General features: G+C 33.9%; 21 protein-coding genes and 1 other annotated feature (1 of these 22 running past the window's edge). Of the genes, 7 read left to right on the top strand and 14 right to left on the bottom strand.

What is annotated here, in order from left to right; translation table 11 throughout:
* Window positions 1-4 precede the first annotated feature (4 nt).
* Together ACQKM9_RS08620 and ACQKM9_RS08615 are read right to left on the bottom strand one after the other, a co-directional pair.
* Window positions 5-721: a hypothetical protein gene (locus tag ACQKM9_RS08620; RefSeq protein WP_427733975.1), complete on the bottom strand. Its 717-nt coding sequence runs from the start codon at window positions 719-721 to the stop codon at window positions 5-7.
* On the bottom strand, window positions 711-1,238 hold the full coding sequence (locus ACQKM9_RS08615; RefSeq protein WP_427733974.1) for an RNA polymerase sigma factor: 528 nt from the start codon (window positions 1,236-1,238) through the stop codon (window positions 711-713). Before ACQKM9_RS08615 ends, ACQKM9_RS08620 begins: the two co-directional genes overlap by 11 nt.
* 160 nt (window positions 1,239-1,398) lie before the next feature.
* Between ACQKM9_RS08615 and ACQKM9_RS08610 the strand changes: the two genes are divergently transcribed.
* The 3 genes from ACQKM9_RS08610 to ACQKM9_RS08600 all read left to right on the top strand — a co-directional run bounded on the left by ACQKM9_RS08610 (window position 1,399) and on the right by ACQKM9_RS08600 (window position 3,490).
* Window positions 1,399-2,277, top strand: a complete 879-nt coding sequence (locus tag ACQKM9_RS08610) for a ComEC/Rec2 family competence protein (RefSeq protein WP_427733973.1) — start codon at window positions 1,399-1,401, stop codon at window positions 2,275-2,277.
* On the top strand, window positions 2,277-2,492 hold the full coding sequence (locus ACQKM9_RS08605; protein WP_038184634.1) for a DUF3006 domain-containing protein: 216 nt from the start codon (window positions 2,277-2,279) through the stop codon (window positions 2,490-2,492). Before ACQKM9_RS08610 ends, ACQKM9_RS08605 begins: the two co-directional genes overlap by 1 nt.
* A 125-nt stretch (window positions 2,493-2,617) precedes the next feature.
* Entirely contained in the window at window positions 2,618-3,490 is an 873-nt protein-coding gene (locus ACQKM9_RS08600) for a phosphotransferase (RefSeq protein WP_427733972.1), read from the top strand.
* A gap of 56 nt (window positions 3,491-3,546) precedes the next feature.
* On the opposite strand, the gene ACQKM9_RS08595 is transcribed toward ACQKM9_RS08600, so the two are convergent.
* Both ACQKM9_RS08595 and ACQKM9_RS08590 read right to left on the bottom strand, forming a co-directional pair.
* The gene (locus ACQKM9_RS08595) at window positions 3,547-4,380 is read right to left on the bottom strand and encodes an alpha/beta fold hydrolase (protein WP_427733971.1); all 834 of its coding nucleotides are present in this window, start codon (window positions 4,378-4,380) and stop codon (window positions 3,547-3,549) included.
* Between the two features lie 26 nt (window positions 4,381-4,406).
* Window positions 4,407-5,270: a GNAT family N-acetyltransferase gene (locus ACQKM9_RS08590; protein WP_427733970.1), complete on the bottom strand. Its 864-nt coding sequence runs from the start codon at window positions 5,268-5,270 to the stop codon at window positions 4,407-4,409.
* A gap of 180 nt (window positions 5,271-5,450) precedes the next feature.
* On the opposite strand from ACQKM9_RS08590, the gene ACQKM9_RS08585 reads away from it, so the two are divergent.
* A complete protein-coding gene (locus tag ACQKM9_RS08585; protein ID WP_038184655.1) occupies window positions 5,451-5,657 on the top strand; it encodes a KTSC domain-containing protein in 207 nt (68 codons plus the stop codon).
* A gap of 202 nt (window positions 5,658-5,859) precedes the next feature.
* On the opposite strand, the gene ACQKM9_RS08580 is transcribed toward ACQKM9_RS08585, so the two are convergent.
* From ACQKM9_RS08580 to ACQKM9_RS08560, 5 genes are all read right to left on the bottom strand, one after another.
* Entirely contained in the window at window positions 5,860-6,822 is a 963-nt protein-coding gene (locus ACQKM9_RS08580; protein ID WP_427734133.1) for a tetratricopeptide repeat protein, read from the bottom strand.
* Between the two features lie 335 nt (window positions 6,823-7,157).
* Window positions 7,158-8,297 carry a hypothetical protein gene (locus ACQKM9_RS08575; protein WP_427733969.1) on the bottom strand — a complete coding sequence of 380 codons (1,140 nt, stop codon included), beginning with the start codon at window positions 8,295-8,297 and terminating at the stop codon, window positions 7,158-7,160.
* A 195-nt stretch (window positions 8,298-8,492) separates the two neighbouring features.
* Window positions 8,493-8,693 carry a hypothetical protein gene (locus tag ACQKM9_RS08570; protein ID WP_427733968.1) on the bottom strand — a complete coding sequence of 67 codons (201 nt, stop codon included), beginning with the start codon at window positions 8,691-8,693 and terminating at the stop codon, window positions 8,493-8,495.
* A gap of 83 nt (window positions 8,694-8,776) precedes the next feature.
* A complete protein-coding gene (locus tag ACQKM9_RS08565; RefSeq protein ID WP_427733967.1) occupies window positions 8,777-9,781 on the bottom strand; it encodes a restriction endonuclease in 1,005 nt (334 codons plus the stop codon).
* A 384-nt stretch (window positions 9,782-10,165) separates the two neighbouring features.
* Window positions 10,166-10,900 (bottom strand): polysaccharide deacetylase family protein, encoded by a 735-nt coding sequence (locus ACQKM9_RS08560; RefSeq protein ID WP_427733966.1) that lies wholly within the window; start codon window positions 10,898-10,900, stop codon window positions 10,166-10,168.
* A 469-nt stretch (window positions 10,901-11,369) separates the two neighbouring features.
* Here ACQKM9_RS08560 and ACQKM9_RS08555 point away from each other — a divergent pair, with 469 nt between their 5' ends.
* The 3 genes from ACQKM9_RS08555 (at window position 11,370) to fabZ (ending at window position 13,503) form a co-directional block, all read left to right on the top strand.
* A complete protein-coding gene (locus tag ACQKM9_RS08555; RefSeq protein ID WP_427733965.1) occupies window positions 11,370-12,038 on the top strand; it encodes a ribonuclease H family protein in 669 nt (222 codons plus the stop codon).
* Window positions 12,039-12,458: 420 nt separating this feature from the next.
* Window positions 12,459-12,830 carry a nucleotide excision repair endonuclease gene (locus tag ACQKM9_RS08550; protein ID WP_053416132.1) on the top strand — a complete coding sequence of 124 codons (372 nt, stop codon included), beginning with the start codon at window positions 12,459-12,461 and terminating at the stop codon, window positions 12,828-12,830.
* A 247-nt stretch (window positions 12,831-13,077) separates the two neighbouring features.
* Window positions 13,078-13,503 carry a 3-hydroxyacyl-ACP dehydratase FabZ gene (gene fabZ, locus ACQKM9_RS08545; RefSeq protein WP_427733964.1) on the top strand — a complete coding sequence of 142 codons (426 nt, stop codon included), beginning with the start codon at window positions 13,078-13,080 and terminating at the stop codon, window positions 13,501-13,503.
* Window positions 13,504-13,581: 78 nt separating this feature from the next.
* On the opposite strand, the gene ACQKM9_RS08540 is transcribed toward fabZ, so the two are convergent.
* The 5 genes from ACQKM9_RS08540 to ACQKM9_RS08520 form a co-directional block, all read right to left on the bottom strand.
* Window positions 13,582-14,097, bottom strand: a complete 516-nt coding sequence (locus tag ACQKM9_RS08540) for an N-acetyltransferase family protein (RefSeq protein WP_427733963.1) — start codon at window positions 14,095-14,097, stop codon at window positions 13,582-13,584.
* 10 nt (window positions 14,098-14,107) lie between these two features.
* Window positions 14,108-14,863, bottom strand: a complete 756-nt coding sequence (locus tag ACQKM9_RS08535; protein ID WP_427733962.1) for a class I SAM-dependent methyltransferase — start codon at window positions 14,861-14,863, stop codon at window positions 14,108-14,110.
* A 168-nt stretch (window positions 14,864-15,031) separates the two neighbouring features.
* Window positions 15,032-16,906, bottom strand: a complete 1,875-nt coding sequence (locus ACQKM9_RS08530) for a dynamin family protein (RefSeq protein WP_427733961.1) — start codon at window positions 16,904-16,906, stop codon at window positions 15,032-15,034.
* 273 nt (window positions 16,907-17,179) lie between these two features.
* Window positions 17,180-19,000, bottom strand: coding sequence for an ABC transporter ATP-binding protein (locus ACQKM9_RS08525; protein WP_427733960.1), 1,821 nt, complete (start codon window positions 18,998-19,000; stop codon window positions 17,180-17,182).
* A complete protein-coding gene (locus ACQKM9_RS08520; protein ID WP_427733959.1) occupies window positions 18,993-20,735 on the bottom strand; it encodes an ABC transporter ATP-binding protein in 1,743 nt (580 codons plus the stop codon). The genes ACQKM9_RS08525 and ACQKM9_RS08520 overlap by 8 nt, the downstream gene beginning before the upstream one ends.
* Before the next feature lie 134 nt (window positions 20,736-20,869).
* Window positions 20,870-21,069: a binding site (T-box leader), on the top strand (it continues 54 nt past the right edge of the window).

The raw sequence follows: 21,069 nt of genomic DNA, 5'->3' as shown, positions 1-21,069 counted from the left end.
CCTCTCACTTCAATTTATTTAGATAATCTTCGATTGTAGGATACACACCCTCTTCCCATTTCCTTACTATTTCAAGTGTTTCATACTCGAAACAGTCTATAAGTGGCACAACTTTGAAATAAAATATAACTCTGCCATTAACTTCTATACGACTTCGTACATCTCCTTTAAATACCAACAAAGTATAAGCATTTTGATGAGTATTAAATTTCACTTTAGATATATCCTGGTCGTCGTCATAGGTGATATCTCTTACTACATCACGAATTGTAATTGTATCGCCTATATTATAGCCTGCGAAATCTTCCACTCCATATTGATTTTTTTCATCATAAAGAAGTTCATTTACTTCACTGAATGTCATTGGTCTATGTTTTACGATCTTATTTTTATGTTGATCAGATACTCTGTAGAGGGCTCTCTCCTCTTTCCCGATGACCTCCCAACTCCCCACAATTTTACTCTCTTCTTTGTTTGCACAACTTTCCCCAGCGGTTTGATAAATGAGTGTTTGTCGTTCTTCCGCAGTTGGTAGTGTTAGTATTATTAAAATTGCTAGAATACTTATTACTGAGGTCATCACAAAAATAGGTAAGTATGTGTTTTTCTTAGAAGTTTTTTTATGAGCAATTACTCTATTGCGCAATGATTGGATGAATTTTGGATCAGGTGCTAAATCTGGTCGTTCCTTTAGTTTATTCAACCAATTATCATTTTGCATAATGCATCACTCCCCCTCCCTTTACTACTTGTTTCTTCAACTGAGTAATTGCCCTGTGGTAATCGACTCTCACTTTCAATTCTGTACAATTAAAAATTTCTGCTATTTCCTTAATCGATAACTCCTTCAACCCTTTTAATATGATCACGCTACGGTAATGTGGTTTTAAAGTAAGCAATGCTTCTTGCAAGGATTCCCATTCTTCCTGTAAAAGTAGCTGTTGCTCTGTATTATTTTCACTCGTTTTAAAACTTAAGCTCATCATGGAGGGGATTAATTGCCTCAATTTATACTTTCTATGAATATCTACTGCTGTATTTCGAGCAATAGATAAAATCCATGTCTTTCTTTTTTTAAAATCTTTTAATCTATGTATATTTTGCATAACCTTTAAAAACGTTTCTTGTGTGATGTCTTCTGCTTCTTGTTTATTGTTCGTATAATACAATGCGAAATGATATACATCATGGTAATAATCATCATATAGTTCTTCTATATTGACTTGAAATTTGCTCAACACATCACCTCTTTTTCTTTACATACTAATAAGTCGTTTGACATTTACATTTGTTTCAAATTATTAATAATTATTTTTAAAATAGTCTTTTATCAAATAATTCTTACCTCCCTACAAATCAGGTACTAACAATGTTAAAGGGGTAAATGGAGGTTTTTATATGAAAAAAACAAGTATATTTATAGTTTTATTAATTGCCATTGGATTAATTTTTGAGCTTACGGACTCAAATGATTTAAATAAATCAACAGACCAGCCTTTTACTGGTAAAGCATCCGATGTCTTAGTACATATAATTGACATTGGCCAAGGGGATTCTATTTTAATACAGTCCAAAAATGAAAATGTCTTAATTGATGCTGGTAATAAAGGGGCAGGTGATGAAGTCGTTGCTTACTTACAAAAGAACAATGTAAAAACATTAGATGCTGTTGTTTCTACTCACCCGGATGCTGACCACATTGGCGGCCTTGCTGAAGTTATAGATTCTATAAAAGTTAAGAAAGTATACGCACCAAAGGTAAGTCATACAACAATTGCTTATAAGAATTTCTTAGCTGCTGTGAAGAACCAAGGTTTGAAAATTACCCAAGCTAAAACAGGAGTGGAAATACCCACGACAGAAGAAAATTTATCATTAAAATTCATTGCACCTGTTACTACATATAGTCAAAGTGATTTAAATGACTGGAGTGCTGTTTTACTTTTACAGAATGGTAATAATAAATTCCTATTCACAGGTGATGCTGAATTCCCTGCTGAGGATGACATGCTAGCAAGTAATTTAATACCACAAGTAGACGTTCTAAAAGTAAGTCATCACGGAGCTGAGGAAGCGACATCTGATGCATTTTTAGCAAAAGCGAAACCAACATATGCTGCCATTAGTGTAAGTGCTACAAATGGCTATGGTCACCCTACTGCTGTTACATTAAATCGACTAAAAAAAGTGGGCGCAAAAGTATATAGAACTGATAAACAGGGCAATATAGTATTCAAATCAACAGGTTCAGAAATATCTGTAAAGGAAAATCAATGATGAAAACTGGGATAATTGATCGTTTCGAAAACCAAATAGCCGTCATAGAGTTTGAAGAAGGTATGCAGGATATCGCCATCACTGAATTACCAAATGGTGCACAACCTGGTGATGTATTAATCTTTCACCAAGGAAAAGTCACAATTGACCCTGCAGCTAGACATACACGAGATAAGGAAATCCATGAATTAATGGATGATTTATTTGAAGATTAATACAGGTTTACCAGGCGCTCTTTATACGCCTGGTTTTTTTATTAGTAATTTACATAAATCCCTAAGATATTTAGCTAATAATCAATTATAATATACATTAATGTAAAAAAAATCCGAGGTCGTATATGCATTTATATGAACATTTACAAGAGATTGAATATCAATACACTTTAGATAAAATCGAATCCTTTGAACAAATGTATCAGGGACAAACATCCCTGACTTTTAAAATTAATACTCTTTCTGATTGTTTTATTTTGCGTTCTCTAAAGAGCAATTCAGAAGCGGATTTTGAATTTTTATTACATCAGCATTTGAATGCAAATTGTTCTAGAGAAATAGTACCTGTAATTCATCCTACCTATGAAGGTAGTTCGTATATTCAAATCGAAGAACAGATTTTCCATTTGCAATCATACATTCCTCCTATTAAATGTGATGTACAGATGGAAGAATGGATTAACGTTTTCTTTGAACTGCGAAAAGCTTTGCGCTCCTTTGAGAGCAATCATGTGAGAACTAATCGCTTTAACACTTTAATTACTTGGGAAGCTATTAAAGAAAGTTGGAGTCTAGATAAACGCTTCCCTCCAGTGTTAGAAATGGAAAAGAACATAACGAAAATAGTGAATAGAACTTCTATTGAAAAGCAATGGATTCACGCCGATTTAGGTATTTGGAATACTCTTTTTAACAATGAATTATTTATTATCGATTTTGGTGAAGCTAGAATCGGGCATCCCTATTTTGATTTAGCAGCAATCCTCACATCAAATGCACCAACACACTATACTATTAATGAAATTAAACACTATATCTATCGTTTTATCTCATGTTATTCAAAAATTGAATCTATTAATCTCTCTTTATTAAAAGACTTTATATCATTGTGGTTTATTCGAGGCGCGCTTACTGCTTTTAAGCAAAAAGATTTTGATACAGCACTTTACTTCCTCACTATGTTTAATAAGTATAATCTCTCTTTTGCTGAAATATAGAAAGCTTCTGCTGGAGAAAGTCAATTCTAAACTCCAGCAGAAGCTTTCTTATAAATTTAAAGTGTAGCCTTAACAAATTCAGCAAACTTCTCCTCTTCCTCAACGAATGGATAATGGTTGCTTTCAACGAACGTAAACAGTTGCGCATTTGGTATTAGCTCCGCCATTTCTCGTGAAAAATCATAAGGGCATTGTGTATCATATAATCCGCAGTATATGTATGTCGGAACAGTGATTTCTGGTAGCTGTGTTCTCAAATCATAGTTCTTTAATTCAACATACGAATAGTAGTTTAGACGATCACTTACTACTTTCCCGCTATTTGGACGGTTAAAGTATTCATCATAGCGGTCTTTATGATAGATAGACATCTCAGTCCACTCGCGATTTAACTTTCGACGCTCTTCCAATGGCTTTTGTGGATCATTTAATTGTTGCATAATATCTCTAATACGTTCATTATGTTTATTGTCTTTGCAGTAAATGCTACCTTTATGTCGCATATATTCGCTAGACGCTGCTGCTCCTCCCGCGATGACTTTCGTTAAAGATTTCCCTGCTAAAATAGCATATACTAGCGCTAACATGCCTCCTGTTGAATGCCCTGCAAAAGCCCATTTTTCATGATGTAGCGCTTCTCGAATGGCCTCTAAGTCCTTCACTGATTCTCTCATGTTTAAATCATGCTCTGTGAGAGATGGTGCAGATTGTCCTGCCCCTCTTAGATTCACTAAATATACAGTATGATACTCAGTAAAAGGGTTCGCTACTGTGTTGCCATTACTGTTAAATTCACTATATAAATGTGTTACACAAAGTGGAGAGCCACTTCCCTTTACAAAAACTTCAAATGTTCCACGGGATGTTTCGATTAATTGTTGTTCCCACATAGTAATGCCCCCTGTTATTTGAAAATTCACTTCATAAATACAAGTTCATGTACAATGTTGAATCCAGCTGATTGGTATAAATGAATTGCACCTCTCTCATTCTTTTGAACAGTTAAAGAGATTTCCTCAATCGAATCATATGTAAATAAAAAATCTAATCCATGCAATAGCAATTTTCTTCCTATACCTTGCTTACGAAACTGATCATTCACGGCAATATACTCAATCGTACCTTCTCCATTTTCGGCATTTGCTTCTATATAGACATATCCCTTTAATCCTTCGTTATCACAATAGCAAAATACAACTTGATTCTTATTTAGACGAGACAAAATCATTTGTGCATTATAATACGTATTTGGAAATGCTAAGTCGTGTAAGTTTTGAAAGGCTTCGATATTAATGGAATCCAATTTAACTATCTCTTTCGTACTTTCAAACTTATGATTTTGACGTTCTTTATGTAATATATAATGATGCCCTGACATTTTTGCTCCAATGTTTTTTGTAAAAGCTATCGCGACTTCATTTTCAATATTGATAAAAAATTGAGGATTTTCCAAGGCTATTGGCAGCTGTTGACAAAGCCTCATCCACATTTCAGGTAACAGTACTTCTGTTACTTCATTTTGAACAAACGGTCCCCATACTTCAGCAGATTGATTATCCTCATCGAAATCAAGTCCAATTGCTGCAACAATCTGTTCATTTTCAACTGCGATGATCATAGAATTTTCAAAAGGTAAGTCTGAAAATTCTTGTCGTAATGTAGACCTTATTTCTTTCTCATCTTGACCACAGTAACCAATATGTCGTCTTGAAGTTTCATTGCAGCTCGACAAAAAGTGAGCAAGCTGCTCAATGTCTAGTGCTGTAGCCATTCTAATCATTATCCCTTCCCCCTATAGTAAATATTTTTTTACATTAGTTTCTAATAAAAAATGTATAGTATTCCATACTTTAACAGTAATTTATTTGAATTGGAAAAGTCAATATAATATTACAATATAAAACAATTCCCTATCTTTTGAAAGCGCTTTCGCTTATACTAAAATTAGGAGGGGATCGTTATGAATATGGTTTCTGTTACTTCATCAAAATTAGTAAATGTGGGCTTCGACCCTAGTGCAATGATTTTAAGAATTGAGTTTAAAGATGGTGTTTTTGAATATTTCGGCGTTCCTGAGAGAATTTATAACGAATTGATGGAAGCAGACTCAAAAGGTATCTACTTTAAACGTTATATAAAAGATCGTTATAGATTTGTCCGTGTTTAATATAAAACATAATATATTTTTCTAAATATTAAAGCCCATCCAAGGTGATTATTATCCCATTGAATGTGCTTTTTTTGTTTATTTGGTAAATCATCAATGAAGAGAAGTTGATGATCTACCCCCCCTACTAAACATCCCTTTCCTCATTCCAAAAACGAAAAAACCTGATGAATACTCTTCTACTCATCAGGTTTACCAACTATTAATAATTCCCTAAACGTTCGAGATGCTTTTTAGCTAACTCATCTCCTGCACCGATGGCACGTTCATACCAAACAATCGCACAATTTATATCCATCGGGATACCCATAGCAAATTCGTACATTTCTCCAATACGCACCTTGGCACTTGCATCACCTTGCATTGCTGCACACTTATACCATATTAGTGCTAAATCGTAATCTACGGTTGTTCCAATTCCATTTTGAAACATATAGCCAACATTGTATTCAGCATCTACATTGCCTTCTTCTGCGGCTTTTTTATACCACTGAAAAGCTAACTCCTTATTCTCCTTTACCCCAATGCCTTGGTCATACATATTTCCTAACCGATATTGCGCTTCTGTATAACCATTTTCTGCTGAAGTTTTATATAACATCAATGCTTGTCCCATATTCTCTTTTACACTAAGACCTTGTTCATACATAATGCCTAGAGTAAATTGGGCTTCTTTTACACCAGCATTCGATGCTATTGTAAACCATTTAAACGCTTCATCCATGTTTTCTTTAACATATTCACCATTAAAGTACATATCCGCTAGATTATTGGCTGCGTCTGCATGACCTTGTAATGCTGCTCGTTCATAAAGTTGAAAGGCTTTCTCTATATCTTCCGAAACGCCAAGCCCTTCATAATAGTAATTAGCTAAACAGAACTGACCTTCTGCGACATTTAATTCAGTAGCTAATTTATACCATTGGACCGCCTTGTCATACTCTTTTATATTATCGTAAAAATAGCCAATCCCAGACGTTGCTGTTGCAAAGTCACCCAACAGCCCTTCCTGCATATACGCTGCTATTTGAGTGGATACATTAAAATCAATATTTTGTATATCCTCGTTTAACACAGCCATTAACGCGATCATCCTCTTTGCCAATTGCTTTTCTATGCGAAACACCTCATCTATTTGAAAATCGTTAATATCCTTTACACACATATTTGCCAAATAACGTAATATGTATAACTAAAAACCATCTTCTATTCATATTTGATAGTAGATAGTTTTATCTATTATATATTTTATTTTTTCGTTAACAAAGTGCGATGTCTTAATTATCAAAATTACCACTTTTCTCCAATACATGCACCAAGTTGAATATTTAGTTTGCATCAGTAAATCCAGTGTTTCTCTATTTTATTATACTTGATTAAACCATTGCTATCATAAGGTTTTACACCGGACAACATGTCGTTTACATATACAAATTCTCCTACTAATCTAAATTCATAAAAAGCCACTAGCGTTTCTTACTTTGCTAGTGGCTTTACTTATTAATAATTCACTTTTAATACGATACTTTCAGAAATACTAGGTTTCTTAACGGTAATATATAATTTACCGCCTTTGCTACTTAATGTTTTTAGTTTCATTGTAGCTTTATCAGAAGTATTTACTGCTGAAGCTAATAGTTTTTTCTTGCTAGCATCTGCATAAACTTTTACAGTTGATCCAGCTTTTAAGTTAGAAACCAGTACTTTATCGTTTTTAGTACCTTTCTTATTGATCACTTTTACAGCTGAACTTTTAAGCTTTGTTGATTTTACTGATGTTTTTAACGTGTATGATACACTGTCATACATTGAATCCATCATATCTGCACTTACTTTTACATAATAAGTACCCTTTGGTAAATATACAGAACCAGTATATTTTCGTTTATCCTTAGTTACTTTGAAGCCTTTAACCGTTTTCTTTTTATCATCTAATACTTTCATTCTAAACTTCGTACTATGCTTTTGATCTGCATAAACTTTCAAGTAACCTGCTTGTGGAACAGTTACTTTATAATAATCATCTTCATCAATTAGGTTAAATGACGCATTATATGTTTTGTTTAAATTGATTGGCGTTGCTTTTGAAGCTGAATTGTTTGATTCTTTTTCATAGTTGCTGCCTGCTTTAAAAGATAATTTAGTACTGTAGCTTTTATTTTTTCCGAAGTCTAATTTATAGGCTACAAGATAATATGTACCTTTCTTCAAACCAACAGAAATGGAATGCATTGATGGATCATACCAAGTAAGTTCTGAATTTATCGCATAACCGAATAATTCTACATCATTAAATGTACTTTCCAATTTTTCTAATGCTGATAGATCAAAATCCTCGATATCTTCTAATTGACTAATATCAAATTCATTTAGCAGTAGAAGAGCTATTCCACGTTCTTTAGGATTATTTAGTTTCATCGTAAGTAAACCGTCAGTTGGTACAGTTACTTTTATAACATCCGTGCCCATACTGCTGAATTTTCTATCAAGCGTTTTTGATTTGTCTTTTGTTAAAGTGATCGTATCTACCTGAGTTGTTGTTGCGGCTTCCGTCTTATTTGTCGATGCGCCAAATGCAAACGCGAAAGCTACTACTAGTGCTAACATCATTTTAAAGAAATTCAATTGATTTTTTTTCATAATTATCCTCCAAATTTTTCAATCTACTAAAATTATATACATAAATTTTTGACAGGTATATGGTTATTTAGGTGGATAATTAACATTTTAGACGGTCATTCATACTGAATCATATGAAATATTTATTTTCATTAAATATCCAATTGTTAAAAAAAAGAAGCTATCTATTAACTACATAGCTTTAGTAATTTAGATTTAGACTGTCGTTAAAATCATTTCTTTGAATTGTTTACATGCACCTACAATATCCACCTCATGCCCAAGCTTCTGCAACGTTTCTCCTATTTTCACAATCGCTTCTTCTAACATTTCAGGAGTAATGTTGCCCATATGGCCAATTCGGAATGCTTTTGGTTTAACAATTAAAAGTGGGTATGAAATCATATGTGATTTCATACCCACTTTTAATATTATTTGTTATTGTTATTTGAAAGCAGAACCCAATATCTTTTTAATCGAATAATTCTTTTTTTTAAAAATTAAGACTGAGCTAATCTTCTCATTTCAAATTCTGTATATTTTTTTAGATTTTGATCGGAGTAATCATAAAAGTCTTGTAAATGGTCGCTCCATTGTTCATTTTCAATAGAGATTATTTTTTCTTTCAAAACTTGATCATTCCATATAGTCACTCGCAATGTTTCAGCTAATTCCAATGCATCCTTTGTTATAGCTGAAGTGGTTACTAAGATTGATGATTCGCAATCATAATAAACCTTTTCAACTGCAATTTTATGTACTTCATCCATTTTTACTAAATTGACATTATTTATGCAACGGAACGCCACTTTACCATTGGGACCGTCAGCAAATATATCCACTTTAAAGTCACTATCTTCCCTAGCTAAACGCACATTTTTAAAATCAATTTTTTGCAATTGTTTCGCCATAAATAATTTGAAATCATATGGGCTCATTTGATGAATTTTCCGTTGATTAAAGAAATTACTTTCATATTTCTTTTTAACATTTCTCACAAATTCATTCACTTGATTGATCTTAGTTGGCGTTTGGAATTTCTCATGGACTTCAATTTCATTTGCAAAAGGCTTCAATAAAATAGCTTCCTCTTTTTTTATCTCTCTTAGACTTTTAATAGCAGCTATCCAGAAATACCCGCCAAGAACAATAAAACCAATGGCAATAAGTTGAACAATAGGTTGGAATAGGAACTGACTGTACAGTTCTTTTACTCCAGTGATATATTCGGAAAAACTTTTGGGCGAATGCGTAAACAATGTGATGAAAATAGGTAAGCATTCTATGTAAAATGCTACCGCAAGGCTCTTCCACAGCTCTTTCATTGCAATGTGGCGTCTCGTTCTTATATCTGATAATTCTTCAGATTTTAACATTTTCTCTTCTTGTACAACAATTTTATGTATATTAGCTTCAGCACATCTTGGACAGTACACAACAATTTTCTCGTCTACTAATACCTCGGCAGCTTTCACTTTATGTATGTAACAACGATTTTCAGACATTCTAAAACAACTCACCAACCTAAATAAGTAAATATATAGTCCTATCATCTTAATAATAATCGTAACTATTACTTATTATATAATAAATTAATGATTATTCAATGATAATAAGATACTACATTATTGGTATATGTTATACAAAAACACTATACGAAACACACATTTTAATCGGCTTTTTTTACTTAATTTTCAAACTTCTTTAGTCACATCTCTAAAGTAATTTCAAATCAAAATGAGTAAAAGCGTTCAGCAGATGCTATCATCATCGCTAAACGCTAAAGTAACTCTTTACTTTGTTATTTTCAGGAAGATTAAGTTTTCTTTTTTTGATTTATCAAATTCAGTTTGGCGTTTTTTATGTCAATTATTAGCTGTTGAAGCCCTCTATTCACTTATTTTTCCATTTACACTAGCAATAAGTTCCGATATTGTAACAAATTTATACCCTTGCTTTTGTAGCTCAGGTATTATTTTCTCAAGTGCCTTTAACGTTTGAGTCCGATTTCCTCCACCATCGTGAAACAGTATCACATCACCTGGTCTCGTACCTTTCAGTACTTTATTTACAATCTTTTGGGACCAAATTCCTTTCCAATCTTCCGTATCTTGATGCCATGACCATATTACAACTTTATATCCGTTATTTGTGGCAATATCGATCATTTTTTCATCATATTGTCCTCCAACTGGACGAAATAACACTGGAGCAAAGCCAGTAATACTGTAAATTATTTCATTTGTCTTTTTTAATTCTTCTTCAAATTCTTTTGGCGACGTCTTATAAGGGTGTGTATATGTGTGATTAGCTAATTCATGCCCTTCGTTATATTCTCTTAAAACCAACTCAGGATGTTTTTCAGCCATTTCTCCAATAACAAAGAAAGTAGCTTTAGCCTTATATTTAGCAAGTATATCTAAAACTTGTCCTGTATATCTTGGATGTGGTCCATCATCAAATGTAATAGCGATAATTTTCTCTTCAGTATTTATATCCCAAAGCATCTGCCCAGATTCTTCGTAGTATCTCCGTCCCTTGTCAGCAGCAATACTAAAACCAGCATAAAATACTGAGATGATTAAAGCGCAAACGGTTAGAATTAATATATTCTTACGAGTCAATACATCACCTACCAAGCTTAATAATTATTACAAAAACGCCGTTGTCTTAATATTTACCGAATGAGATAAATTATACTTTGTGAAAGGCTCGACTTCCGGCCATAAATTGTAAAAACTAATTGCTTGGGTACTTAATTTTATCAGTGCAATTGCTTTGCTCCTTTAATGTAAGCTCGATAAATTTTTGAGGGTATAATTATGTTATGTAGAGGAAAAATTAACTTATAAATACAATGTAATGTTTTAAAAAGGCGACTTCAGCATGACACTGCACAAAAGTCTTCGCTTATATTATTCCCTTCACGCTCAGAGTTATTATTTTTCACTTTTTACGATTTACCATCAAACTCCAGTTAAATAATTTAATTACAACAATCCCCTCTAACATATACACTACTATTAATATACCTGGTATATTGGTGTGTTTTATATCTTAGATTATTAAATCACAGGCATAGGAGGAATGACGATGAACATCTCAATCGAATGGGTTTACAAATTACCAAGAGGAACAGAAACTATATTCCGCTCCGAGGAGATGCCAGCAGAAAGAGGACTGTTAATAGCAGAGGATCTTGAGCGGACAGGACGCGCCAAAAGTATAACCTTTACTGACTCGTTTGACAGCACTTGGACAATCAAGGAATTGAAACGCTTTATTAAAGAAATCGAAACTGAACCTCATAATATTACAGTGTATTTCGATGGTGGCTTTGATCGTACGACTAGGACTGCTGGTTTAGGCTGCGTTATTTATTTTGAACAGAGTGGAAAATCGTACAGGGTGAGGAAGAATGCTCCTTCTGAAGTGCTGAAATCAAATAACGAAGCTGAATATGCCGCACTTTATCTGAGTCTTGTGGAGCTTGAGCTACTAAATGTTCACCATCTGCCTGTTATTTTCATTGGAGACTCACAAGTTGTCATCAACCAGATGAGCGGAGATTGGGCATTGCTAGAAAAAGACTTAACAAGCTGGGCAGATCGAATTGACGAGAAATTAAAAAAGCTTAGTATTCTTCCTAAATACGAGCTCGTTCCAAGAAAATCGAATGCTGAGTCGGACCGTCTTGCCACACAAGCGCTAAATGGTATCGACATCACTGCACAACTTGAACTGGCTGGTGATAATGATTGACACGAGTTAAGTGATAGACATTTCAGATAAATAAACAAATATTAGTTTTATAATGGCCATGTGAAAGGAATTATAAATGAAAAATATAATAGTAGGTATACTAATTTTTTTAGTCCTTTTGATAATTCTTCCATCCTTCGGCATTAACTCATACTTACTTCTAACTAATACAGTGGAATGGACTACAAAGTTCGTTCTACCTTGGATTATGCTATATTGGATTATTAGATTCGTAAAGAATTTAGAAAAAAAGCAATATTATTCGTAAAATATTCGTCTATTTTGTTTAAGGAGAAATTGATAATATGGTCAATTTTTTTTATAATAGACGTGTATTTCGGCAACTAGTAAATCCGATAGCTTTTCTATCACAATTATGGTAGCATTAACTACTATATAATAATGAGGACGTGAATTTTTTTGATCAAAATTGAAATGCCAAAACCAGACGTAGTAATTCGTCAACGCGAACAAAAAATTAAAGAAGGGGACGCGATTATCCCTTCAATTTATGGATTTATTGATTTCCATGAAATCCCTCGTGATAAAGGCGGCTTTTTCATGTTCTTTAACAAAGAAAATGAGCTTTTATTCGTAGGTAAAGCACGTAAAATCCGTCAACGTGTGAAAAAGCACTTTGAAGATAACGTTTCACCTATTAAAGATCACCGTAACGAAGTTCATAAAATTGAAGTGTTCGTTGTTGAAGATCAAATGGAACGTGAAATTTATGAAACATTTGCTATCAACCATTTCCGTGCGAAATACAATACTGAAAAAGTATTCTTCTAAAAACAAAAAGCGTTCAGCCAGTGCAATAGCACTTGTTGAACGCTTTTTTAATGCTCTAAAAATATGTATAGTACTTGATAATAGGAAACTATCTTACATTATGCACCTAATTTAATAACTTGAAAGTACAATTATTTGAATACCATCTCACTATTTTTTCTTTATAATTAATAAAAAACATTACCAACCATTAGCACCAGGTGTTAATATGAAGAGGTATCAATTTTTAATCTTGGAGGAAAACATATTGTTAGACACACAAAAGATAAAAGAAATCATTAAACATCGCTACCCTTTTCTATTAGTAGATCGTGTGCTCGAATTAGAAGAAGGTAAAAAAGCAGTTGCCATAAAAAATGTAAGTGTAAATGAAGAGTTTTTTAATGGGCATTTCCCAGGCTATCCTATTATGCCCGGTGTATTAATTGTAGAAGCATTAGCTCAAGTAAGTGCTATTGTTATGCTTACAAAAGAAGGTAATGAAGGACGATTAGGGCTTTTAGCTGGAATAGATAAATGCCGCTTTAAACGACAAGTGATACCTGGAGACCAGCTACGCCTTGAAGTTGAAATCACTCGAGTAATAGGTGCTATTGGGAAAGGCAAAGGAGTCGCTACTGTAGATGGGGAAATTGTTTGCGAGACAGAATTAATATTCGCCTTTGGTGATTAATCGGATTTCCAATTGATTAAGAAGTAAAGATAGAAAGCAGCCGATTATTAAAATCGGCTGCTTTCGTTTTTACATATGCTAAATTTTTGGCCAACCATACGTGAGTAATTCTAATTGTTCACCGCCAATTTGAATTGGATTTGAGTCGATAAACTTTGCACCCATCGCTTCATAAAAGCGACAAGATGAATTGTCTTCTAATACTTTCACAATTGACGAACTGTAATTAAGTTTTTTAAACTCTACAAATAGTTGTTTTAACATAGCTTTTCCAATTCCTTTTCCTTGCTCATGCTCAAATACGTAAATAGCTGTAAGATCCGCATCATATGTTGGATATTCACCCTCTTGTGTTTTAGAGCCACATGTAAAACCTATGATTTGTTCTTCTTCGTTTACAGCTACAAGAATAGTATCCCCTTCTCTTCCTCTTTCGATATTACGCTTCCATAGTGCTTCTCTGTTGCTATATGTTAGATTATCTAAGAATTCTTGCCTTATAATACCTTTGTACGTTGTGCGCCAACTATCTACATGTACTTTCGCAATACCTGCTATATCTTCGGTTGTTGCAAGACGGATAAAATAAGTCATAGTCTAGACCTCACTTTTTTTGTAGAATTACTGTATATATCATTGCTTCTTCAATTGGTACTTGCTTATGAAAAATCCAGCTATCATAGTCCATTTTGCCATTCGGAATAATCTCTTTGATAGCTAATGAAGTGTCTACTAACATTTTTTCGAAATCAGCTACTTCATAACAGCACAACGATTGTTGCTTTTTTTCATCCGGGTTATCTGTCAACCACCAAGTATCTATCATTCTATTAGTTTCTATATTAAAATCATATTTTCGACAAACTGTCTGAGAAAGCTCCATAAATTGCCCAGCTGTTTTGGCCCAATATGCGGGTGCGTAAACATCTATGAATACTGTACCATCAGGTTTTAGCCAATAATCAATATTGTGAAGTAATAATTGTTGATCCGCATCAGTCCCAACCCCAAAACCATCCCAATAACATATAGCATCGAATTTATCAGATAGCACAATGGTATAGAAGCTGTCCCGATAAGCCTCAATTCTTGTCGTTACGTTATTCTCCTCGGCAAGCTCAAACATTTTACTTGTGGCATGTGGAATGATTTCAACAGTTGAAACATGATGTTCATGCATCGCTGCTGCTACTGCGAATTCTCCGTTGCCACTCCCCAGCTCTAGAATGTTTAAATCTTTCTTTAAGCCTTTTTTCTCAACTAACTCGACTCGTTCTTGATGGTAAGCATCTACTTTTGCATCAAATATTTGAGTCATCCATTCGTATTGTTTGTCATAAAATTGTTCATTCTTGTTCATTAATTAACACTCCTTTTTTAGTATCTGAAAGGTGTGTTATTGAATTAAATTTCTAATCCCCATGTGAAATCAGCCCTTCTTTTTTAATCCCTTTATTGTAACATATTGGAATTATTGATACTATAAAAAAAGATACTTACACCCTGTTACCGGGGTAAGTATCCTTACTTAATCGCTAATACCGCTATAAATAGGCGGTTTTTCAATTTCTGATTTCATATCATCTATAGTCAATCGAAGTGGCAGTAAATGATATTTTTCATATAATCTTTTTTGCATTTTTGAGATTTCGTCATCTTGTTCATCGATATATGTACTTGCAATTAACGTTTCATGTGATAATTTAATACTTTTAATCTTTACTAAAGTTTCACTCAGTGACAATCTTTCCTTTTTTGTCACAACGAGATCCTTTTGATCAATCAGCTGCTCCACAAATGTTTCGACAAAGTCTTTTGCCTCCAAAATATTATTAAAGCCATTCAGCTGTCTAATTGCGTTGATTAACTGTTGTTTCTTTTTCATTCGCTCAGTGCTAATCAGACTAACTCGCTTAATAATGCGCTCTCTTTGATCGTTAGCGATGTCATTTAAATTCTTCAATACTGCTGGATATTCGTTAAATAATTGCGTTTCTAACGCGAGAACTTTCTTGTATTGTTGCTCGAGTGTTGCTTGTAAAATTTGAGATGGTTCGTTTGGTTTACTCTGCTTTACACTTTGTTGCTCGTTGACAAACATTGTTTTTAACAGGCCCTTCCCTGTTGAATGACGCTGTTTTCCATCGTTTCTATTAGACTCGGTTTTGTACGATTGAAGCATTGTACGGTATTCCCTTACAGCCTTTAAATAATCGTTTGAATACTCAACAAAGACCATGACGTCATAGGTTTTAAAATGCTTATTATTCGAGATTACTTGTAGCAATTGATACAACGTTTGCACATCTTTAAAAATAACGCTAGCCTTAAGATATTCCTTTTCATATGTGATGAGCTTTTGATTTTCAATTTCTGTTCTTTCAGATGCTTTTTGTTTCCCTATTTGATACTGGATTAATAGATTATAAGCTGTTATATACGGCTCTCTTTGTGGTATTAGTTCCAACTCAGTTTGGAACCTCTTAAGCCATTTAATAAAGCGTTCAATGATGAGATATACACGGTCTGATTGGTTAGCATGGGAATTCTTAATTTCCTCTAATAATAATTCAAACTTACTTTGGTTCCACTTGTCATCATCACCGGTTGCCACAGCTACTTCGGCATCCCTTACAGATATCCCCATTATTTTACGGAAATAAGGCGAAAGCAATTTATTTTGTTCAGCTATAAATTGTTCATATGCCGTTTCATGAATATCAATAGCGTTAATAATTGCTAATGGTTTTACATTCCGTTCGCGGAATTTTCCGAGCAACTTCAACTCACCTTGCGTTGGTTTTGAATTACAGTTGAAAATCCAATACAAATCATCCGCGCGGTTTAATATCGATTCCTTTACATACGCTGAATCATCACCACTCGGCTCTAGCGGTGTTGTATCGATAAATGTAACATTCTTTAGTAGTTCATTATTGACATAGACTTCAATATAGTCCAAGTTTTCACGTAAGATTTCAGCACTAAAAGTGTCCGATGTTGTAAATAGTTCCACTTTATCAAGGTCAAAACTAGCTACTTGTCCATCAAGGAAAAAAGCCTTCACTTCTTCTGTTTGACCGTATCGAATAATAGTATTTATCGCTGTTGCTTTCTCCATTTTCGTTGATAGAATAGATCTTTTAAGCAGTGCATTTACTAAACTTGTTTTCCCTGCACCAGTCATGCCTATAAGTAAAATCATAGTCTGATTTTGAGCGTCTTCAATAATTCGCGTCAGTACTTTATTTGTACCTTTAACATATGTATTTGTTGAAAGAATCATATTCAAACTTTTTAGCTTAGTAACAAATTGTTGTAAAAACTCATTAGGTTCATTTTTGTTCCAACGAATAAGCGGTGTATCTTCTAGATGATGTATTTCTCTTAGGTCCTTATCCATATTAAGTAAACCCCATTTCTAATAGTTCTAATTATACAGTAAAACAATATTTTAATAATTAAAGAAAGTAAAACCAATGAAAAAATAGGGCAAAAACATCGTCCACACACCGCTATAACCAAGACTATTGAACAAAGAAATAAAACCTATAATAGTATATATTTTATTTAAATATTATTTTTAGATATATTTTTATCAAAAAACCAAACCTCTATGAATGTTATATTAAGTGAATAAGATGATAGGTAATAATAACTACAATCTTTTTTCAATTTAAGATGATGTTGGTAGAATATCTAATTTCCTTTGTAATTCAGCATAAAATCCTTGTTGCTCTATGAGTTCTTTATGATTGCCACGCTCTATTATTTCTCCGTCTCTAATAACAAGTATTTTATCGGCATTTTCTATCGTTTTTAAACGGTGTGCTATGACAAAACTCGTTCGACCAGTCATTAAATGTTTTAGGCCTTTTTGAATCTGCACCTCAGTACGTGTATCTACACTAGAGGTGGCCTCATCAAGAATAAGAATATCCGCATCTTCTAAAATGGCTCTTGCAATTGCCAGCAGTTGGCGTTGTCCTTGACTTAAATTCACTCCACCTGACTTAATCACCGTTTGATATTGATCTGGTAAGTATTTTATAAACGAATGAGCATATGCCACCTTCGCAGCTTGAATGACTTCATCATCTGATGCATCAAGTCGACCATAGCGGATATTATCCATAATTGTTCCAGAAAACAAATACGTATCTTGCAATACAACGCCAACCTTTTCACGGACATTGGCTATTTTATAAGAACGAATATCTTCGTTATCTAGTAATATTTCACCTTGATCAATATCATAAAATCTTGTCAGCAAATTAATAATCGTTGTCTTCCCTGACCCTGTAGGACCCACAAGCGCAATCGTTTCACCTGCTTTTGCTTGAAATGAAATATTCTTTAAGACTGGTTTACCTATATCATACGAAAAAGTAACATCGCGGAATGAAACATCCCCTTTAAGCTGTTCCTTTACAATTGCATTTGGTCCATCAATTCGTTCTGGTTTTTCATCCATTATCTCAAACACACGCTCTGCTCCTGCAATGGCAGATTGAAATGTATTCAACAAATTAGATAGCTGATTAATTGGTCGGAAAAATTGACGTGTATACGTTACAAATGCCGCAATGACGCCGATTGATGTATGATCACTTACCGCCATCAGTGCCCCTGTCCCAATCACTAACCCTAAACCAAGATTGTTCATAAAGTTATTAATGGGTCCAAGAAAGCCAGAAGTTATTTCAGCCTTCATAGCGGATGTTCTCAAACTTTCATTGACCTTTGCAAAATGTGCAGTCGTCATTTTTTCTTGACCAAATAGAGTAATTACTTCAGAGCCAGTTATAGTCTCTTCGATATAGCCGTTTAATACCCCTAAATCACGTTGTCTTTCAGAATAGTTCACACTACTCTTTTTAATAATTTGTTTCGATACGAATACGATTAGCGGAATAATGGTTAAAGTGACAATCGCTAACTGCCAACTTAGTATGAACATTGCAATGCTCGTACCAATCAACGTTAGTATTGATGAAACAATTTGAACGACACTTTGGCTCAATGCAACATTTAAGTTATCAATATCATTTGTTACACGACTCATTAAATCCCCTTGTGACCTTTTGTCAAAGAAACGTAATGAAAGTGAATGCAACTTTTCAAATAGATCTAATCTTAGCTTTTGAATCGTTTTTAACGCTGCATTGATCATGACATATGTTTGAAGCCAAGTGAAAATTGACGTTAATACATATACACCCGCCAAAATAAATAACATTTTGGCCGTGCCACTTAAATCTTTTGTAATAATATAATCATCTACGATTACACCAATTAGAAGTGGTCCTGCTAAACTTAAAACCGTTGTCAATATAACGAGGAAAATGGCTCCTATGAGTTGCATTCGCTGCTGTTTCACATAATCCCAAATTCGTTTTAGCGTTTGTTTTTGGTTTTTCGGTTTCACAACAGGACCACGAAAATGTGGTCCACGTTCTAATCCGTTACGGGGTTGATTAGTTTGTTGTTTATTCACTTAATACCCCTCCTTTTTCCACTTGGGTATCGTAAATTTCTTGATAGACTTTATTATTTTCAAGCAATTCTTCATGAGTCCCCATACCAACAATCGCTCCGTCTTCCATTACTAAAATTTTATTGGCATTGATAATGGAGGAAATTTTAGAAGCCACTATAAAAGTTGTCGTTTTTTGATAATCTGTTGCAATTGCCTGTTGTATATTCTTTTCTGAAATACTATCAACTGCAGAAGTAGTATCATCTAGGATAAGGATGGATGGCTTTCTGATAAAAGCTCTTGCTAAAGCTAAACGCTGTCTTTGTCCACCTGATAAGTTTGTTGCACCTTGTGTTAAATTGTGCTGTAAATTATCTTTTAATTTCTCAACAAATTCCGTAGCACTCGCAGCATCAAGTGCTTTATACATATCTTTTTCTATACTTTTTTGATACCCATATTGTAAATTTTCTTTTATTGACCCCGAAAATAGCGTTGCTTTTTGTGGTGTAAATCCAATGTTTTCTCTAAGCGTTTCTAAATCATACTGCTTAAGCGGTATATCATCTATGAAGATTTGTCCTTGATCCACATCAAAAAGTCTTGGTATCATTTTAACAAGCGTTGACTTCCCGCTGCCTGTTGTTCCAATAATGCCTATAAAATCTCCTGGGTGCGCAGTAAATGAAATGTTTTTCAACACTTGCTCTCCATTTTTACTATAGCTAAAGCTTACATTTTCAAAAGTAACAGCACCTATTGCTTCATCTAGTTGGATAGGTTTTTCAGTATTTTGGATGTCAATTGGTGTTGCAAGTATTTGATGCACTCGATTTGCAGAGGGAAAAGCGCGGGCAATTTGCATTAACACCATACTACTAGAAATTAGACCATTCATTATTATCGTTAAATAATTTATAAATGCTAAAATAACACCTACCTGTAGCGTACCATTATCCACCTTTATTGCTCCAAACCAAAGTGCCGCAATAATCCCCATATTAATGACAAACATTGTCAAAGGCATCAAAACCGCTACGACTTGGTCTGCAGTGATTGTTCGTTTTGTTAATTGATCATTAACATCCGTAAAATGTTCAATTTGATGGCGTTTTCGATTAAATGCTTTAATAACGCGAATTCCAGCTAAATTTTCCTGCAATTTTGTATTCACTGCATCTATCGCTTGCTGTACTTTACCAAACATAGCACCTGATAATTTCGTGAAAAAATAGATACAGATTATTAAGATCGGCACTACTATGAGTAGTACTGGAAATAGCTCTCTAGCAGTCATAAACACTATGACAATACTTCCGACAAATAATAAGGGGCCACGTACAAAAATTTTCAAAGTCATCAGTAAAGCACGTTGTAGTGCCTCTACGTCACTTGTCATTATCGTAATAAGCTTTCCGGTCCCAAACGATTCTCTATTACTACTCGAAAAACAAGTAATTGTATTAAATATATCCTTTCTAATATCCGTTGCAAAATGGACAGCTGTCTTAGCACTAAAAATGGAACAACCTACTCCACCAATAAGCCCGACTATTGCACTGACAATCATTAGAATGCCCATTTTCACAACATATGTATGATCTTGATTAGCAATACCTGTATCGATAATATGTTGCATAATAGTCGGTTGAATTAAGTCCATCGTTACTTCGACTACCATCAATAACGGCCCTAAAATGGCCAACCATCTATACGGTTTTAAAAACTGTAGTATCTTTTTTACAGCTTGCATAGTCTTCCTCCAATTTTGTAAATTAGATAATTATAACATATTATTAGATTCATCCTCATTCAATAGCTAATCCATTATTCGAAATATACTTGCTTTTCCATCAATAGTGTTTTATACTTCTTTTCAACATATAGAAACACGCGTTGATGAGGAAAAGTAAAATAAATTAAGTTGTCTAGAGAGCTTCTGTTGGTGGAAATGAAGTGAACTTTACTATTTGAAAATGACCTCTGAGCTTCGTACCGAACGATTTATTTAGTAGGCTACGACGAGAAAGGCACTCGTTATAACAGCAACAGTATCCCTAATTGGCGTACTGATGAAGGCAAATGGT

The organism is Viridibacillus sp. NPDC093762, assembly GCF_050279675.1.
Taxonomy (GTDB): Bacteria; Bacillota; Bacilli; order Bacillales_A; family Planococcaceae; genus Viridibacillus.
The sequence above is the reverse complement of the archived record's forward strand: the minus strand, read 5'-3'. Positions and strand labels throughout refer to the sequence as shown.

What these genes read in the sequence shown, in the direction of transcription:
- ACQKM9_RS08620 (WP_427733975.1), bottom strand. Translation starts at nt 721, where the DNA reads ATGCAAAATGATAATTGGTTGAATAAACTAAAGGAACGACCAGATTTA.
- ACQKM9_RS08610 (WP_427733973.1), top strand. Translation starts at nt 1,399, where the DNA reads ATGAAAAAAACAAGTATATTTATAGTTTTATTAATTGCCATTGGATTA.
- ACQKM9_RS08605 (WP_038184634.1), top strand. Translation starts at nt 2,277, where the DNA reads ATGAAAACTGGGATAATTGATCGTTTCGAAAACCAAATAGCCGTCATA.
- ACQKM9_RS08600 (WP_427733972.1), top strand. Translation starts at nt 2,618, where the DNA reads ATGCATTTATATGAACATTTACAAGAGATTGAATATCAATACACTTTA.
- ACQKM9_RS08595 (WP_427733971.1), bottom strand. Translation starts at nt 4,380, where the DNA reads ATGTGGGAACAACAATTAATCGAAACATCCCGTGGAACATTTGAAGTT.
- ACQKM9_RS08590 (WP_427733970.1), bottom strand. Translation starts at nt 5,270, where the DNA reads ATGATTAGAATGGCTACAGCACTAGACATTGAGCAGCTTGCTCACTTT.
- ACQKM9_RS08585 (WP_038184655.1), top strand. Translation starts at nt 5,451, where the DNA reads ATGAATATGGTTTCTGTTACTTCATCAAAATTAGTAAATGTGGGCTTC.
- ACQKM9_RS08580 (WP_427734133.1), bottom strand. Translation starts at nt 6,822, where the DNA reads ATGTGTGTAAAGGATATTAACGATTTTCAAATAGATGAGGTGTTTCGC.
- ACQKM9_RS08575 (WP_427733969.1), bottom strand. Translation starts at nt 8,297, where the DNA reads ATGAAAAAAAATCAATTGAATTTCTTTAAAATGATGTTAGCACTAGTA.
- ACQKM9_RS08570 (WP_427733968.1), bottom strand. Translation starts at nt 8,693, where the DNA reads ATGAAATCACATATGATTTCATACCCACTTTTAATTGTTAAACCAAAA.
- ACQKM9_RS08565 (WP_427733967.1), bottom strand. Translation starts at nt 9,781, where the DNA reads ATGTCTGAAAATCGTTGTTACATACATAAAGTGAAAGCTGCCGAGGTA.
- ACQKM9_RS08555 (WP_427733965.1), top strand. Translation starts at nt 11,370, where the DNA reads ATGAACATCTCAATCGAATGGGTTTACAAATTACCAAGAGGAACAGAA.
- ACQKM9_RS08540 (WP_427733963.1), bottom strand. Translation starts at nt 14,097, where the DNA reads ATGACTTATTTTATCCGTCTTGCAACAACCGAAGATATAGCAGGTATT.
- ACQKM9_RS08535 (WP_427733962.1), bottom strand. Translation starts at nt 14,863, where the DNA reads ATGAACAAGAATGAACAATTTTATGACAAACAATACGAATGGATGACT.
- ACQKM9_RS08530 (WP_427733961.1), bottom strand. Translation starts at nt 16,906, where the DNA reads ATGGATAAGGACCTAAGAGAAATACATCATCTAGAAGATACACCGCTT.
- ACQKM9_RS08520 (WP_427733959.1), bottom strand. Translation starts at nt 20,735, where the DNA reads ATGCAAGCTGTAAAAAAGATACTACAGTTTTTAAAACCGTATAGATGG.